Source organism: Pseudomonas sp. 2835, assembly GCF_050435905.1.
Taxonomy (GTDB): Bacteria; Pseudomonadota; Gammaproteobacteria; order Pseudomonadales; family Pseudomonadaceae; genus Aquipseudomonas.
Genome location: NZ_JBNDLE010000008.1, coordinates 192,649 through 206,893, shown reverse-complemented (window position 1 = coordinate 206,893; position 14,245 = coordinate 192,649). Strand labels below are relative to the sequence as shown.

General features: G+C 62.5%; 18 protein-coding genes. 8 read left to right on the top strand and 10 right to left on the bottom strand.

Going from position 1 to position 14,245, the window contains the following annotated elements; translation table 11 throughout:
* Position 1 precedes the first annotated feature (1 nt).
* Positions 2-235 (bottom strand): DUF1161 domain-containing protein, encoded by a 234-nt coding sequence (locus tag ABIE20_RS14355; RefSeq protein WP_038997857.1) that lies wholly within the window; start codon positions 233-235, stop codon positions 2-4.
* A 73-nt stretch (positions 236-308) separates the two neighbouring features.
* The gene (locus ABIE20_RS14350; RefSeq protein WP_429505628.1) at positions 309-734 is read right to left on the bottom strand and encodes an OsmC family protein; all 426 of its coding nucleotides are present in this window, start codon (positions 732-734) and stop codon (positions 309-311) included.
* Positions 735-920: 186 nt separating this feature from the next.
* Here ABIE20_RS14350 and ABIE20_RS14345 point away from each other — a divergent pair, with 186 nt between their 5' ends.
* Positions 921-1,925, top strand: coding sequence for an LLM class flavin-dependent oxidoreductase (locus ABIE20_RS14345; RefSeq protein WP_429505627.1), 1,005 nt, complete (start codon positions 921-923; stop codon positions 1,923-1,925).
* Between the two features lie 39 nt (positions 1,926-1,964).
* Here the strand turns inward: ABIE20_RS14345 and ABIE20_RS14340 are convergent, their stop codons facing one another.
* A complete protein-coding gene (locus tag ABIE20_RS14340; RefSeq protein WP_429505626.1) occupies positions 1,965-2,192 on the bottom strand; it encodes a DUF1161 domain-containing protein in 228 nt (75 codons plus the stop codon).
* 104 nt (positions 2,193-2,296) lie between these two features.
* Positions 2,297-2,512: a dodecin gene (locus tag ABIE20_RS14335; RefSeq protein WP_010222667.1), complete on the bottom strand. Its 216-nt coding sequence runs from the start codon at positions 2,510-2,512 to the stop codon at positions 2,297-2,299.
* 153 nt (positions 2,513-2,665) lie between these two features.
* Here ABIE20_RS14335 and ABIE20_RS14330 point away from each other — a divergent pair, with 153 nt between their 5' ends.
* Complete coding sequence (locus ABIE20_RS14330; RefSeq protein ID WP_429505625.1) at positions 2,666-2,992, top strand: DUF883 family protein; 327 nt, start codon at positions 2,666-2,668, stop codon at positions 2,990-2,992.
* On the opposite strand, the gene ABIE20_RS14325 is transcribed toward ABIE20_RS14330, so the two are convergent.
* Entirely contained in the window at positions 2,989-3,885 is an 897-nt protein-coding gene (locus ABIE20_RS14325) for a LysR family transcriptional regulator (RefSeq protein ID WP_429505624.1), read from the bottom strand. The two genes, ABIE20_RS14330 and ABIE20_RS14325, sit on opposite strands and share 4 nt — an antisense overlap.
* Before the next feature lie 109 nt (positions 3,886-3,994).
* On the opposite strand from ABIE20_RS14325, the gene trpB reads away from it, so the two are divergent.
* Together trpB and trpA are read left to right on the top strand one after the other, a co-directional pair.
* Positions 3,995-5,212 (top strand): tryptophan synthase subunit beta, encoded by a 1,218-nt coding sequence (gene trpB, locus ABIE20_RS14320; protein ID WP_038997863.1) that lies wholly within the window; start codon positions 3,995-3,997, stop codon positions 5,210-5,212.
* A complete protein-coding gene (gene trpA / locus ABIE20_RS14315; RefSeq protein ID WP_429505623.1) occupies positions 5,209-6,021 on the top strand; it encodes a tryptophan synthase subunit alpha in 813 nt (270 codons plus the stop codon). Before trpB ends, trpA begins: the two co-directional genes overlap by 4 nt.
* A gap of 105 nt (positions 6,022-6,126) precedes the next feature.
* Here the strand turns inward: trpA and ABIE20_RS14310 are convergent, their stop codons facing one another.
* Positions 6,127-6,456 (bottom strand): DOPA 4,5-dioxygenase family protein, encoded by a 330-nt coding sequence (locus ABIE20_RS14310; RefSeq protein ID WP_045200742.1) that lies wholly within the window; start codon positions 6,454-6,456, stop codon positions 6,127-6,129.
* Positions 6,457-6,533: 77 nt separating this feature from the next.
* Between ABIE20_RS14310 and ABIE20_RS14305 the strand changes: the two genes are divergently transcribed.
* Positions 6,534-7,151 carry an NAD(P)-dependent oxidoreductase gene (locus ABIE20_RS14305; protein WP_429505622.1) on the top strand — a complete coding sequence of 206 codons (618 nt, stop codon included), beginning with the start codon at positions 6,534-6,536 and terminating at the stop codon, positions 7,149-7,151.
* Between the two features lie 66 nt (positions 7,152-7,217).
* Positions 7,218-8,789, top strand: a complete 1,572-nt coding sequence (locus tag ABIE20_RS14300; protein ID WP_429505621.1) for a SulP family inorganic anion transporter — start codon at positions 7,218-7,220, stop codon at positions 8,787-8,789.
* On the opposite strand, the gene aroE is transcribed toward ABIE20_RS14300, so the two are convergent.
* Positions 8,786-9,610, bottom strand: a complete 825-nt coding sequence (aroE, locus tag ABIE20_RS14295) for a shikimate dehydrogenase (RefSeq protein ID WP_429505620.1) — start codon at positions 9,608-9,610, stop codon at positions 8,786-8,788. The two genes, ABIE20_RS14300 and aroE, sit on opposite strands and share 4 nt — an antisense overlap.
* 54 nt (positions 9,611-9,664) lie before the next feature.
* On the bottom strand, positions 9,665-10,591 hold the full coding sequence (gene hemF / locus ABIE20_RS14290; RefSeq protein ID WP_429505619.1) for an oxygen-dependent coproporphyrinogen oxidase: 927 nt from the start codon (positions 10,589-10,591) through the stop codon (positions 9,665-9,667).
* A 131-nt stretch (positions 10,592-10,722) separates the two neighbouring features.
* On the opposite strand from hemF, the gene ABIE20_RS14285 reads away from it, so the two are divergent.
* A complete protein-coding gene (locus ABIE20_RS14285) occupies positions 10,723-11,700 on the top strand; it encodes an NADPH:quinone reductase (protein WP_429505618.1) in 978 nt (325 codons plus the stop codon).
* 75 nt (positions 11,701-11,775) lie between these two features.
* Here ABIE20_RS14285 and ABIE20_RS14280 read toward each other — a convergent pair whose 3' ends face one another.
* Complete coding sequence (locus ABIE20_RS14280) at positions 11,776-12,333, bottom strand: L-threonylcarbamoyladenylate synthase (protein ID WP_429505617.1); 558 nt, start codon at positions 12,331-12,333, stop codon at positions 11,776-11,778.
* Between the two features lie 37 nt (positions 12,334-12,370).
* Positions 12,371-13,471 carry a DNA-processing protein DprA gene (gene dprA, locus ABIE20_RS14275; RefSeq protein ID WP_429505616.1) on the bottom strand — a complete coding sequence of 367 codons (1,101 nt, stop codon included), beginning with the start codon at positions 13,469-13,471 and terminating at the stop codon, positions 12,371-12,373.
* Between the two features lie 241 nt (positions 13,472-13,712).
* Between dprA and def the strand changes: the two genes are divergently transcribed.
* Entirely contained in the window at positions 13,713-14,219 is a 507-nt protein-coding gene (gene def, locus ABIE20_RS14270) for a peptide deformylase (protein WP_038605133.1), read from the top strand.
* Positions 14,220-14,245 lie beyond the last annotated feature (26 nt).

Sequence of the window (14,245 nt, the reverse complement as noted above, 5' to 3'; positions counted from 1 at the left end):
CCTAGCGATCATTCTTTTGATAGATGATCTTCTTGGTGCCGTTTTCACAGCTGCCAACCACCATGTTCTGGTCTTTGACTTCGTCATTGCTGACAATTTCCAGGGTGTAGGAACTCACATTGTTGGCCTGGATCTTGGCTTCAATCTCAGCCTTGAGCTCTTCACAGTTCTTGGTCGCGGCCAGCGCAGAGGTTGCCAGCAGCGAAGCCAGCACAGCGATTGCAACACGGATCATGGGATAGCTCCTTGTGGCGGCAGTCGTTCTACCGACCCTCATTTGACCACAAGAAGCGCGTCCCGGTTCTGCCTCAGCTCAGTAGCGTCGCATCCAGGCTGATTTTCGCATTGAGCACTTTCGACACCGGACACCCGGCCTTGGCCTTGTTGGCAATCTCAAGAAACTGCGCTTCGCTGGCCCCGGGGACCTTTGCCTTGAGAATCAAGTTCACGGCGGTGATGGCAAAACCATCTGGCAGTTTGTCGAGGGTCACTTCAGCAATGGTATCGATGCGCTCGGCAGTCAAGTTGGCCTCACCAAGCATCATCGACAGAGCCATGGAGAAGCAGCCTGCATGCGCCGCACCGATCAACTCCTCCGGGTTGGTGCCCGGCTGGCCTTCGAAGCGGGTGTTAAAGCCATAGGGGTTCTGTTTAAGCGCGCCACTTTCGGTAGAAAGCAGGCCTTTGCCATCCTTCAAGCCACCTTGCCAGATAGCCGATGCTGTCTTTTTCATAAAGCCTCCTGAGCTCCCTGGGGCGCGTGATATCGCGCCTTGCCTTAAATTCAGAGACCCCTGACACAGGCAAGTTCAGACAGATTACAAACCCTGGCATTGATTCCTGCAGATGTGCCCATACAGAGCTAGAAAGGCCGGCAGGTTAAATGCGGCCAATCGACTGCCCAGGAGGCTAAAAAGCCCATGAAGCGACTTGCGGACATCAAAATTTCCACCCTCGACCTGGTGCCAGTTCGCGCCGACAGCGGCCCTGCACAGTCCCTGCGCAATTCGCTGGACCTGGCGCAACACGTCGAGAAGTTCGGCTACAACCGCTTCTGGGTGGCCGAGCACCACAATATGGATGGCATCGCCAGTTCCGCAACCTCGGTGCTGCTCAGCTACCTGGCTGGCGGCACCTCAACCATTCGTGTCGGCGCCGGCGGGGTCATGCTGCCCAACCATGCACCACTGGTGATCGCCGAACAGTTCGGCACCCTCGCCAGCCTGTATCCCGGGCGAATCGACCTGGGCCTGGGCCGCGCGCCGGGCTCCGATCAGCTGACTGCCCGCGCCCTGCGGCGCGAACGCTCGGGCAGTGCCGATGATTTTCCTGATGACGTTGAAGAATTGATGCGCTACCTGGGCCCGCGAACTCCGGAGCAGAAAGTCATCGCCGTGCCGGGTTACGGTACTGAAGTACCGATCTGGCTGCTGGGTTCGAGCCTGTTCAGTGCACAATTAGCCGGCATGCGCGGCTTGCCCTACGCCTTCGCCTCACATTTCGCTCCGCGTTACATGCACGAGGCAATTCGCGTGTACCGCAACCACTTCCAGCCTTCGGCGGTACTCGACAAGCCCTACGTGATGCTTGGCGTACCGCTGGTGGCGGCCGAGACCGATGAACAGGCCAATTACCTGGCTACTTCGGTGTATCAGCGCATCCTCGCCTTGATGCGCGGGCAAAGCCTGGTACAACGTCCGCCGGTGGATACCATGGACGGCCTGTGGCTGCCTCATGAGCGTGAAGCGGTAGGTAGTTTCCTCGGCCTGGCGATGGTCGGCAGCCCAGAGAAAATTCGCGCAAAAATTGAGGTGTTGCTGGAGCAGACCGAGGCGGACGAACTGATCTTCACCTGCGATCTGTATGAGCATGCCGACCGCATACGCTCTTATGAGCTGCTGGCCCAGACGGTGCTGGGCAACTGAGGGCCCTATCGCGGGGCTTGCCCCGCGATGGATTCAACACTATCGCCCGCGCTTATAGACTATTTCCTTGGTGCCGCCTTCGCAGCTACCCACGACCTTGCCGTCTGCGGCAGCGCCTTTATCGACGATCTCCAGCGAGTAGCCGCTAGCGCCCTTGGCGTCGATCTTGGCAGCTATCTCGGCTTTCAACTCTTCACATGGCTTGCCGGCCGCCAACGCGGTACCGGCCAGCGTCATCAAACCTATCGCTACTACCAACTTCTTCATCGATCGCTTTCCTTGTTCAGATCAAAATAGAGAAGGGCGCCAGGAAGGCCGGGCGCCTCAGGACTGTGTAACGCAATTGACCCGCACAAGCCAGTGTCGCAGTGTCAGCTATTGACGATGCGAAAGCCCACTTTGAGCGTGACCTGAAAATGCGCGGCCTTGTTGTCCTTGATATGGCCTCGGGTGTCGACCACCTCGAACCATTCAAGATGCTTGATGCTCTTGCCTGCCTCAGCCAGGGCATTGTTGATCGCCTCTTCAATAGAAGTGGGCGACGAGCCGACGAGTTCGATTTTCTTGTAGGTATGATGATCAGACATAAGCAATCTCCTTTTTGAATGTGAGATAGAGCCTAGCAGCGCCGGGCTGTTTTACCTGCGAGGGGTAAATGCCACTAAAAGTTCGACTGCACTTTCCCAACAGCCTGTAGTCGGAACCTACACAGCTCAACTCAACCTCGAAGGAGAGTCACCATGGCCAACACCTCGCTGCGTAAAGCTTCGCTGCAAAGCATGGAAGCGGAAATCGAAAGCCTGCTCAAGTCACTGGAAAGCCTCAAGGACGACGCCTCGGATGAGTCGCGCAAAACCCTCAAGACGCTCAAGGGCAACGCCGAGAATGCCCTGCGCCATTCGCGCAGCCTGCTCAGCGATGCTTATGAAGAAGTGAAAACCAAGACCCGGGAAACCGGCCTGGCTACACGTGATTACGCGCAGCAGCACCCGTGGACTACCGCCGGTGTCGCCGTTGGCGCACTCGGCCTGCTGGCCGCGTATTTGATGTGCAAACGCGGTAACTAAGCGGCCTGGCGCGCAAGCTCCGCGCGCAACCAGCCGGCCAATTGCTCGGCGCGCCCGTCTGCGGCGCGTCGCGGCACCCACAGGGCCAGCGCGGCTTGTGTTTCGCAAAACCCCCACGGCGCAGCCAGGCGTCCGGCGCGCAAGTCGTCGGCTACCAGCGGTTGCGGTGCAATCGCCACGCCCAGCCCCGCCACTGCCGCCTCCAGCAAGTAATACAAATGCTCAAAGTCCTGCCCGTATTGCAATGCCTGCGGGTCGATACCCTGCTGTGCGGCCCAGCTTGGCCAGGCTTGCGGGCGAGAAGTGGTCTGCAACAGGGTTTGCGCCAGCAACGCCTCGGCTGGCGCCTGCTGCAAGAAGCTGAACCCGGGAAAGTGCGGGCTGAGTACCGGGCCAATGCGCTCCTGGGCCAGCACGTGTACCTGCATATCCGCCGGCCAGGGCGGCTCGGCAAACACCAGCAAGGCATCCAGCCCCGGCCGCCGTGGGTCGAGATCACCTTCGCCGGCTGACAGGTGCAAGCGAAGCTCCGGCAAATCCGCCTTCAACCGCCCCAGCCGCGGAATGAACCAGCGCGCCAGCAGGCTGCCGGAGCAGCCGAGGACGAACGGCGCATCGGCGCCGCTCTGGCTGATGTCTGCACACACGCCGCGCAAGCGCTCGAAGGCATCACTGCTGGCATCGCGCAAACGCACCCCGGCATCTGTGAGTTTAAGGCCGCGCCCTTCCTTGACGAACAAGGCCACCCCAAGGTGTTCTTCAAGCACCTTCAATTGCCGGCTGACCGCGCCGTGAGTAACGTGCAGCTGTTCGGCCGCCTGGCTGACGCTGTTGAGCCGGGCAGTGGCTTCAAAGGCCCGCAGGGCATTGAGGGGAGGCAGATCCTGGCGCATAACGTGTGAGTTTTCCTGACAGGTTGTCGCAATCTTATCGGTTTTCAGGTGCGCGTGTCGTGGTTAGAGTAGAGCCATTCCCGACATCACTACCGCCCTGGAGCGACCCATGACCCAGACCAACTTCCGCGCCGGCCCCGATGCCAATGGCCTGTTTGGCGCATTCGGCGGCCGCTACGTGGCAGAAACCCTGATGCCGCTGGTGCTCGACCTGGCTCGTGAATACGAGGCGGCCAAGGCTGACCCGGAGTTTCTTGAGCAACTGGCGTACTTCCAGCGCGACTACATCGGCCGCCCGAACCCGCTGTACTTCGCTGAACGCCTGACCGAACACTGCGGCGGCGCAAAGATCTTTTTCAAGCGCGAAGAGCTCAACCACACCGGCGCGCACAAGGTGAACAACTGCATCGGCCAGGTGCTGCTGGCCAAGCGCATGGGTAAAAAACGCCTGATCGCCGAAACCGGCGCCGGCATGCACGGGGTGGCCACCGCCACCGTCGCTGCACGCTTCGGCCTGCCTTGCGTGATCTACATGGGCGCCACCGACATCGAGCGCCAGCAAGCCAACGTGTTCCGCATGAAGCTGCTGGGCGCCGAAATCGTTCCGGTCACCGCCGGCACCGGCACCCTCAAGGACGCGATGAACGAAGCCCTGCGCGACTGGGTCACCAACGTCGACGACACCTTCTACCTGATCGGTACTGTAGCGGGCCCGCACCCGTACCCGGCAATGGTCCGCGACTTCCAGTCGATCATCGGCAAAGAGACCCGCGAGCAGCTGCAAGCCAAGGAAGGGCGCCTACCCGACAGCCTGATTGCCTGCGTCGGCGGCGGCTCCAATGCCATGGGCCTGTTCCACGACTTCCTCGATGACGCCAGCGTGCAGATCATCGGCGTCGAAGCCGGTGGCCATGGCGTCGACACCGACAAGCATGCCGCGAGCCTCAACGGCGGCGTACCGGGCGTGCTGCACGGCAACCGTACCTACCTGCTGCAGGATGCCGACGGCCAGATCACCGACGCCCACTCGATTTCCGCCGGCCTCGACTATCCCGGTATCGGCCCTGAACACGCCTGGTTGCACGAAGTGAAGCGCGTCGAGTACGTCAGCATTACCGACGACGAAGCCCTGGCCGCGTTCCACACCACTTGCCGCCTGGAAGGCATCATCCCGGCCCTGGAAACCTCCCACGCCCTGGCCGAAGCGATCAAACGCGCGCCGACCCTGCCCAAGGATCACCTGATGGTGGTGTGCCTGTCCGGGCGCGGCGACAAAGACATGCAAACCGTGATGAGCCATATGGCCGCCCAGGAGAAACAGGCATGAGCCGTCTTGAACAACGCTTCGCCGAGCTGAAAGCCGAAGGCCGCTCGGCCCTGGTCACCTTCATTACCGCCGGCGACCCTGGTTACGACGCTTCGCTGCAGATCCTCAAAGGCCTGCCAGCTGCTGGCGCCGACGTCATCGAGCTGGGCATGCCGTTCACCGACCCGATGGCCGACGGCGTGGCAATCCAGCTCGCTACCCTGCGTGCCCTGGATGCCGGTCAGACCCTGGCAAAAACCCTGCAAATGGTTCGCGAGTTCCGCGTCGGCAACCAGACCACGCCGATCGTGCTGATGGGTTACTACAACCCGATCCACCGCTTTGGCGTCGAGGCCTTCGTCGCCGAAGCCAAGGCCGTGGGCGTGGATGGCCTGATCATCGTCGACCTGCCGCCGGAGCATGATGCCGAGCTAGCCACCCCGGCCCAGGCCGCGGGCATCGACTTCATTCGCCTGACCACCCCGACCACCGACGACGTGCGCCTGCCGCGCGTGCTGGAACGCAGTTCGGGCTTCGTCTACTACGTGTCGGTTGCCGGTGTGACCGGTGCGGGCTCAGCGACCACCGAACACGTCAGCAGCGCTATCGAGCGCCTGCGCCGGCACACCGACCTGCCGATCAGCGTCGGCTTCGGTATCCGCACGCCAGAGCAGGCTGCAGCGATCGCCAAGCTATCGGATGGTGTAGTGGTCGGTTCAGCACTGGTGGACAAGATTGCCAATGCGGCCACTGCCGAGCAGGCCGTGGGTGATGTGCTCGAGCTGTGCTCGGCGCTGGCCCAGGGTGTGCGCGGAGCGCGCAAGGCCTGATACCTGTGGGAGCGGCGGTGCGACGCCTCTACTTGCCCCGCGATTGCAGTCCATCGGACAGATCGCAATCGCGGGGCAAGCCCGCTCCTACCCCGGAGCCGTAAACTACTTGAAAATCGTCAGATCCAGCGGCCGCACCGCCCCCATCCAGATCGCATGATCACGATGATCGGCCAACTCGTCACCAGTCAACGGATGCAGAAACACCACCAGCCCTTGGCGGTATAACGCCAGCCAGGGCAGCACCACCCCCACCACTTCAGGCCCGAAGGCCAACTGGCAGCTCCAGTCCGGGTGCGGCCCGACCGGTTTCTGGTGCATGCGGCCCATGGTCACCGGAAATAGCCGCGCGGCTTCCTCACACAGTTGCCGGGCCTGCTCCAGGGTGCTGGCGTCGTAATAGATATGCGCGTGGTAGCCCTTGATCCTTTGCACGAAATCTCCTGAATCACAACGAACCTGCGCCTGACTGCGCGGGTCAAACGATCACCCGTTGTCAATGGAGTGATCTGGTGAAAAATGCCGAAACCCCAGTGTTCAAACTGGTCCTGCTTGGCGGTTTGAGCAGCCTGGGCAGCGCCCTGATGGCCGAACTGCTCAAACGCCAGCATGAGGTGATCGCCGTGGTCGATAACCTCAATACCCTGGCGCCGCGCCCCGGCCTACACTTCAAGACCGGCGGCCTCAATACCACCGATCAGGCCGAACAGAGCGTGGCCGGCGGCTCGGCGGTGGTCTGCCTGCTACCGGCACTGGCGCCCGATGACTTTGCCGCGCAATTGCGCATGAGCAAGGCGCTGATCGCTGGCATGTCCCGCACAACTATACGCCGGCTGTTGCTGGTGGGCGATTTCAGCGTGCTGGATCAAAGTCACGGGCACAATGAACAACAACGGGCCTGCGCCGACCAGATCGTCGACCTGTTACAGCGCAGCCCGCTACACTGGACCCTGGTCAATACGCCGCAACAGGTTGCCGGCCTGGGTATCGAGCATTTTCACCAGACCCATGGCACCCTTGAGCCGGGGCTGGCTGAACCACTGCAACGCCTGGCCCGCGTGGCGGCCGCCATGGTCGATGCGCTGGAACTGAAGCTGCACCACGGCGAGCATGTGAACTTTGTCTTCTGACGCGGCTTGCTTCCAGGCGCCCGACATCGCACCCTGAACAGCTTCCATCTGCGATAGAGAACCTTCATGGCCTGGCCTGACCGCCACCGACTGCTGCCGTTTCTCGCCTGGCTGCCGCGCCAGAGCCGAGCCAGCGTGCGCCGCGATCTGCTGGTGGGCCTGAGCGGGGCGATCCTGGCCCTGCCGCAATCAATCGCCTATGCCCTGATCGCCGGGCTGCCGGCCGAGTACGGGCTGTACGCTGCGATCGTCCCGGTGATAGTCGCCTGCTTATGGGGCTCGTCCTGGCACCTGATCTGCGGGCCAACGGCGGCGATCTCGATTGTCCTCTATGCCAGCGTCAGCCCACTGGCAGTCGCCGGCAGCAGCGACTACATAACCTTGATCCTGTTACTGACCTTCCTCGCCGGGGTGTTTCAGTGGTTGCTAGGGCTGCTGCGCTTCGGCGCGCTAGTCAACTTCGTCTCGCAATCGGTGGTGCTGGGTTTCACCCTCGGCGCTGCGCTGGTGATTGCGCTCGGGCAATTGCCCAACCTGATGGGCATCGACCTGCCCAGCCAGGCCACCGCGTTGAAGACTTTGCAAAACCTGCTGGCGCATGCCCCGCAAGTGGATGGGCCGTCGTTGTTGCTGGGGCTGGGTACGCTGCTGCTGGGTATTGCGTTGAAGCTGTTGCAGCCGCGCTGGCCGGGCCTGTTGATAACTTTGGCGGTGGCCAGTGTGCTGGTCTGGCTGCTCCCAGGCGTTTTCGGCCATGTGCAGCTGGTACCCGGTTTCGTCGGCCAGTTGCCACCGTTGAGCCCCTTGCCGCTGCTTGACCTGGAGCTGATCTTGCGTCTGCTACCCAGCGCCGTGGCCGTGGGCATGCTCGGGCTGGTCACCAGCCTGTCGATTGCCCGCTCACTGTCAGCGCGCTCCGAACAGCTCATCGATGCCAACCAGGAAATCCGAGCCCAGGGGCTGTCGAACATGGTCGGTGGACTTTTCTCTGGCTACCTGTCGTCCGGTTCCTTCACCCGCTCCGGGCTCAGCTATGACGCCGGCGCCCGCTCGCCCCTGGCCGGGGTGTTTTCCGCTCTGTGGGTAATGTTATTTGCAGTGGCAGGGGCGGGGCTGATCGCGCATATTCCGATCCCGGCCATGGCCGGCAGCATCCTGCTGATTTGCTGGGGCCTGGTCGATCATCGGGCAATCCGAGCGCTGTTTCGCGTCAGCCGCTCGGAATTCCTGGTCATGGCCCTTACCGCAGCAGCAACACTGTTGCTCGAGCTGCAAACAGCGATCTACGCCGGGGTGCTGGCTTCGCTGTTCTTCTACCTCAAGCGCACTTCGCGGCCACGGGTGCAGCAGTCACGCGAAGGTGATGCCGATGTGCTGCGGGTGGGCGGGTCGATCTTCTTCGGCGCCAGCCACTACCTGCAGGTACGCTTGCAGCGTTGCCAAGGGCCGCAGGTAGTGATCGATGCACGGCAGATCAACTTCATCGACTATTCCGGGGTCGACATGCTTCATCGCGAAGCGCGCCGCCTCGGTCGAGCAGGCGGCAGCCTGACGCTGCGCCGGGCGCGGGCACCAGTGATCGAGGAGTTGCACAAGCTGGAAGGGGCAGCGCACTGCCCGATCCGCTTCGAGGATTAGCCGCGCGCCAGTTGGCGGCGCAGTTCGTCAAGCACCGGGGCGGTGTCGGGGCGCACGCCACGCCAGATGAAGAACGCCTCGGCAGCTTGCTCGGCAAGCATGCCCAAACCGTCGAGAACCTTGGCGGCCTTGTGCTCACTGGCCCAGCGGCAGAAGGGCGTAGGCTCCTTGCCATACATCATGTCGTAGCACACGGTCTTGCCGGGCTCGATCAGGCTGGCGGAAATCGGCGGCAACTCACCGGCAAGGCTCGCCGAGGTGGCGTTGATGATCAAGTCGACCGGCTCTTCAAGCCAGTCGAAGCCGCTGGCAGCCACCGGCCCCAGGTCGGCGAACTCGCGGGCCAGTTGCTCGGCTTTTTCCACCGTACGATTGGCGATTACCAGCGAAGCCGGGTTGTGCGCCAGCAATGGCTCCAGCACCCCGCGCACGGCACCGCCGGCGCCGAGCAACAGGATGCGCTTGCCGGTCAGTTGCACCCCGGCATTGACGGTCAGGTCGCGGACCAGGCCGGCGCCATCGGTGTTGTCGCCCTGCAAGGTACCGTCGCTGAGCTTGCTCAGGGTATTTACCGCCCCCGCGCGCTGGGCCCGTGGCGTCAGGCTATCCACCAGGCGATAGGCTTCTTCCTTGAACGGCACGGTGACGTTGGCGCCCAGGCCCTGCTTGAAAAAGCCCTGGGCGCACATGCTGAAGTCATCCAGCGGCGCCAGCAGGGTGCTGTACTCCAGCTGCTGGCCGGTCTGGTCGGCGAACAGGCGATGGATCAGCGGCGATTTGCTATGGCCGATCGGGTTGCCGAATACAACGTACTGGTCCATTCAGGCGATTCCTGGGTCATGGTCGGGCAGGGCCGGAAAGTTATCCACAGCGGCTCAGTGGCTGGCCTTGGCCTCACCAAGCCAGTCACGGTCCTGCAGGAAATACTCGGTCAGGCGCGCTTCTTCGCTGCCTGGCGCGGCCTTCCAATCGTACCCCCAACGCACCTGCGGTGGCAGCGACATGAGGATCGATTCAGTACGTCCGCCCGATTGCAGGCCGAACAGGGTGCCACGGTCGTAAACCAGGTTGAACTCGACATAACGGCCGCGTCGGTATTCCTGGAACTCACGCTGCTCGGCGCTATAGGGATGGTCTTTACGGCGCTGGATGATCGGCAGGTATGCCTCGACATAGGCATCGCCGATGGCGCGGATGAAGGCGAAGCAGGTGTCGAAGTCCCACTCGTTGAGGTCATCGAAGAACAGACCGCCGATGCCGCGTGGCTCGCCACGGTGCTTGAGGTGGAAATAGCGGTCGCACCAGGCCTTGTAGCGCGGATAGACATCGGCACCGAACGGCGCACAGGCGCGCTCGGCGACCTGGTGCCAGTGCACGCAGTCTTCTTCGTTGCCGTAGTAGGGGGTCAGGTCGAAGCCGCCACCAAACCACCAGACCGCTTCTTCGCCTTCTTTCTCGGCGATGAAAAACCGCACGTTGGCGTGGGAAGTCGGCACATGCGGGTTGTGCGGGTGGATCACCAGCGACACGCCCAGGGCTTCGAATCCGCGCCCGGCCAGTTCTGGCCGGTGGGCACTGGCCGACGGCGGCAAACCGCTGCCGAATACGTGGGAGAAGTTCACCCCGCCTTTTTCGATCACCTTGCCGTCGCCAATTACCCGGGTCCGACCGCCACCGCCGGCCTCACGCGTCCAGGCGTCCTCGACAAAGCGGGCGCCGCCGTCTTCGTTTTCGAGGGCGGTGCAGATACGGTCTTGCAGGTCGAGCAGGTAGGCTTTCACGGCCTCGGTGCGGCTAGTCATCAGGTCACCTGGAAGCGGGCTAAGGCAAATTCGGCGCGTAGCATACCACCGGCGGCAGGCTGGCCGCAGTTGACGGCGATCAAGCAAAGGCGTCCGATAGGGGTTTTCCCGCTAGCTTCAGGAGAGTGCAGATGGCCAAGCGTATCCAGTTCAGCCAGCATGGCGGCCCCGAAGTCCTGACCCTGGTCGACTTCGAGCCCGCAGCGCCCGGCCCGCTGCAGGTTCGCGTGCGTAACCAGGCGATCGGCCTGAATTTCATCGACACCTACTTTCGCAGCGGCCTCTATGCGCCGCCGTCGCTGCCTTCCGGGCTGGGCACCGAAGGCGCCGGGGTAGTCGAGGCGGTAGGCGAGCAAGTCAGCCGGCTCAAGGTCGGTGATCGCGTTGCCTATGCCGGCGGCCCGCTGGGTGCCTATAGCGAAGTGCATGTGCTGCCCGAGGCCAACCTGGTCAAACTACCCGACAGCATCAGCTTCGAGCAGGCGGCGGCGGTGATGCTCAAGGGCCTGACCGTGCAGTACCTGCTCAAGCAGACCTACGCGGTGCAGCCGGGCGAGACCATTTTGTTCCACGCCGCCGCCGGTGGCGTTGGTTCGCTGGCCTGCCAATGGGCCAAGGCCCTGGGAGCCAGGTTGATCGGTACGGTCAGTTCCGCCGAGAAGGCCGAACGAGCCAAGGCTCTGGGCGCCTGGGCGACCATCGACTACAGCCGTGAAGACGTGGCCCAGAGGGTTCTGGAACTGACCGACGGCAAGAAATGCCCGGTAGTGTATGACGGCGTTGGCCAGGATACCTGGCTGACCTCACTGGACTGCCTGGCGCCACGCGGGCTGATGGTCAGCTTCGGCAATGCCTCCGGGGCGGTGAGCGGGGTCAACCTGGGAATCCTGGCGCAGAAGGGCTCGCTTTACGTCACCCGACCGACCCTGGCCAGCTACGCCAATAACGCCGAGAACACGCAGACGATGGCCGATGACCTGTTCGCGATGATTGCCAGCGGCAAGCTGGTTGTGGATATCCACCAGCGTTATCCACTGAGCGAGGCGGCCAGGGCGCAGAGCGAGCTGTCGGCGCGCAGGACGGTAGGGTCGACGGTGTTGCTGCCTTGAAACAGTGGTGAATTGATCGCGGGACAAGCCCGCTCCTACACAGTCGGTAGGAGTGGGCTTGTCCCGCGATTGACCTCAACCAGCCCGCACAACCTCACCGCTCGCCAAATCACGAATCACACTCGGATTACGCCGCCCGCCCAAGGCTCCCCCAAGCACCATGTCCAACTGTCCACGGAAATACTGCTCGACCCGTAGGCGGGTCTTGGCTGCCGGGCGACCTTGCGGGTTGGCCGAAGTGGAAATCAGCGGGCCGACCAATGCACAAAGGTCACGCACCACCGGGTGATCGCTGACACGCAACGCCACGGTGTCATGCACACCGGTAATCCACTCGGGCAGCAAGTTCTGATGCGGTACCAGCCAGGTGTTCGGCCCTGGCCAGGTGGCAGACATGCGATCCATCCAGGTTTCGGGGAAATCTTCGAAAAGGAAGTCGAACTGGCGGATATTGTCGGCGATCAGGATCAAACCCTTGTCGACCGAACGCGACTTGATCGCCAGCAGGCGATCCACCGCTTCTTCGTTCCATGGGTCACAGCCCAGGCCCCAGACCGCCTCGGTCGGGTAGGCAATCACCGCACCGGCCCGAATTTCACGCGCGGCTTGTTGCACACGCCAACTGCTCACCATTGCTTTCACTCCGCATAAAGGCAGGTGAGCAGTGTACTTAGCCGGGCCGGGCAAACCAACGCCCAGCTTCATTGCAAACCCTTCCGGCCAGTTCCAGCTCGGTCAGCGCCGCCAGCACCCTGGGTAACGGCCAGCCGCTGCTGCTGGCCAGGCCCTCGGTGGTTTGCGGCGCGGCCAGCAACAGGTCGACCAGTTCATGCCCGGCAATGGCGTCAACCTGCAACGGCGGCAAGCGCTGCCAGCCCTGCAGGGTTTCGACGATCTGATCGACCGTTTCCACCAGCAAGGCGCCGTCGCGAATCAACTGATGGCAACCTTTGGAACCCGGGTGATGAATGGAGCCCGGAATGGCATACACCTCGCGCCCTTGCTCAGCGGCCAAACGCGCGGTGATCAGCGAGCCACTGGCAAGGCTCGCCTCGACTACCAATACCCCCAGCGACAGGCCGCTGATGATCCGGTTACGCCGGGGAAAGTTGCCCGCCACGGGCCCAGCGTCCAGCGGAAACTCGGAGATCACCGCGCTACCTTGCTCGATCATCGCCGCCGCCAGCGCTCTGTGCCGCTGTGGATAAAGTTTTTGCAGCCCGGTGCCGAGCACGCCAATGGTCTGCCCGCCAGCGTCCAAGGCAGCCTGGTGCGCGGCGCCATCGACGCCCAGGGCCAGGCCGCTGGTAATGACAAAACCACCCCGGGCCAGGCTGCGCGAGAAGGCCGCAGCCGTATCGAGCGCCGGCCGCGCCGCCCTTCGGCTGCCGACAATCGCCAGCTGGGGTTTTTCCAGAATCGCCGGGTTGCCGGCGATGAACAGCAGCGGCGGGGCGTCGCCCAGTTCCGCCAGCAAGCCCGGGTACCAGGGGTCATCCCACATCAGCAAATGCTGGTCGCGGGCCTCTAGCCAGCGCATTGCCGCGGCGGCGCCATCGCGTACTTCAAGGCTGCGCCGAGCATCGCTGCTGTCTGCGGGCACGCCCAGCGTACGCCAGGCCGTGGCCGGCGCACTGAGCGCTGCCGAGGCATTGCCAAAGGCCTGGATCAATGTGTGAAAACGCCGCGGCCCCAAGGACGGCAGCAAGTGAAGGCGCAATCGCGCTTCGAGTTCGGCGGGAGAACACGCCGGCGATAAGGGTTGTGACATGACGATCATCCTTGATCAGGAAGCTTGGGCCAGCCGTGAACAAGCTGTGGATAACTCTGTTGATAATACTTTGACAACCGGTTGACGGATTTCCCTCGGCGGCATTCCTTCAGGCTTGGCGCCACGGGTGGAAAAGCACCCTGAAACCTTAGCTGACCTTTGCCAGGTGCCGAATGCGCCGAATCCCTTTATTATGTGTACTCATGTTTGTAATTCATCGCACAGTGCAGCTCATACGCTTATGGCCATTCTGAACATCCTCGAATTCCCGGACCCGCGCCTTCGTACCATCGCCAAGCCGGTGACCGAAGTCGACGACGGCGTTCGCCAGTTGATCGATGACATGTTTGAAACCATGTACGAAGCCCCTGGCATCGGCCTCGCCGCTACCCAGATCAATGTGCACAAGCGCATCGTGGTCATGGACCTGAGCGAAGACCGCAGCGAGCCACGGGTATTCATTAACCCCGAGCTCGAGATGCTGACCGACGAAATGGATCAGTACCAGGAAGGCTGCCTGTCGGTGCCCGGCTTCTATGAGAACGTCGACCGCCCGGTGCGGGTCAAGGTCAAGGCGCTGGACCGCGACGGCAAGCCGTACGAGCTGATCGCCGAAGGCCTGCTGGCGGTGTGCATCCAGCACGAATGCGATCACCTCAACGGCAAGCTGTTCGTTGACTACCTGTCGACGCTCAAACGCGACCGGATCAAGAAAAAGCTGGAAAAACAGCATCGCCAGCAAGCTTGATCTCCTCTTCCCAAAGGCTTGCTCCG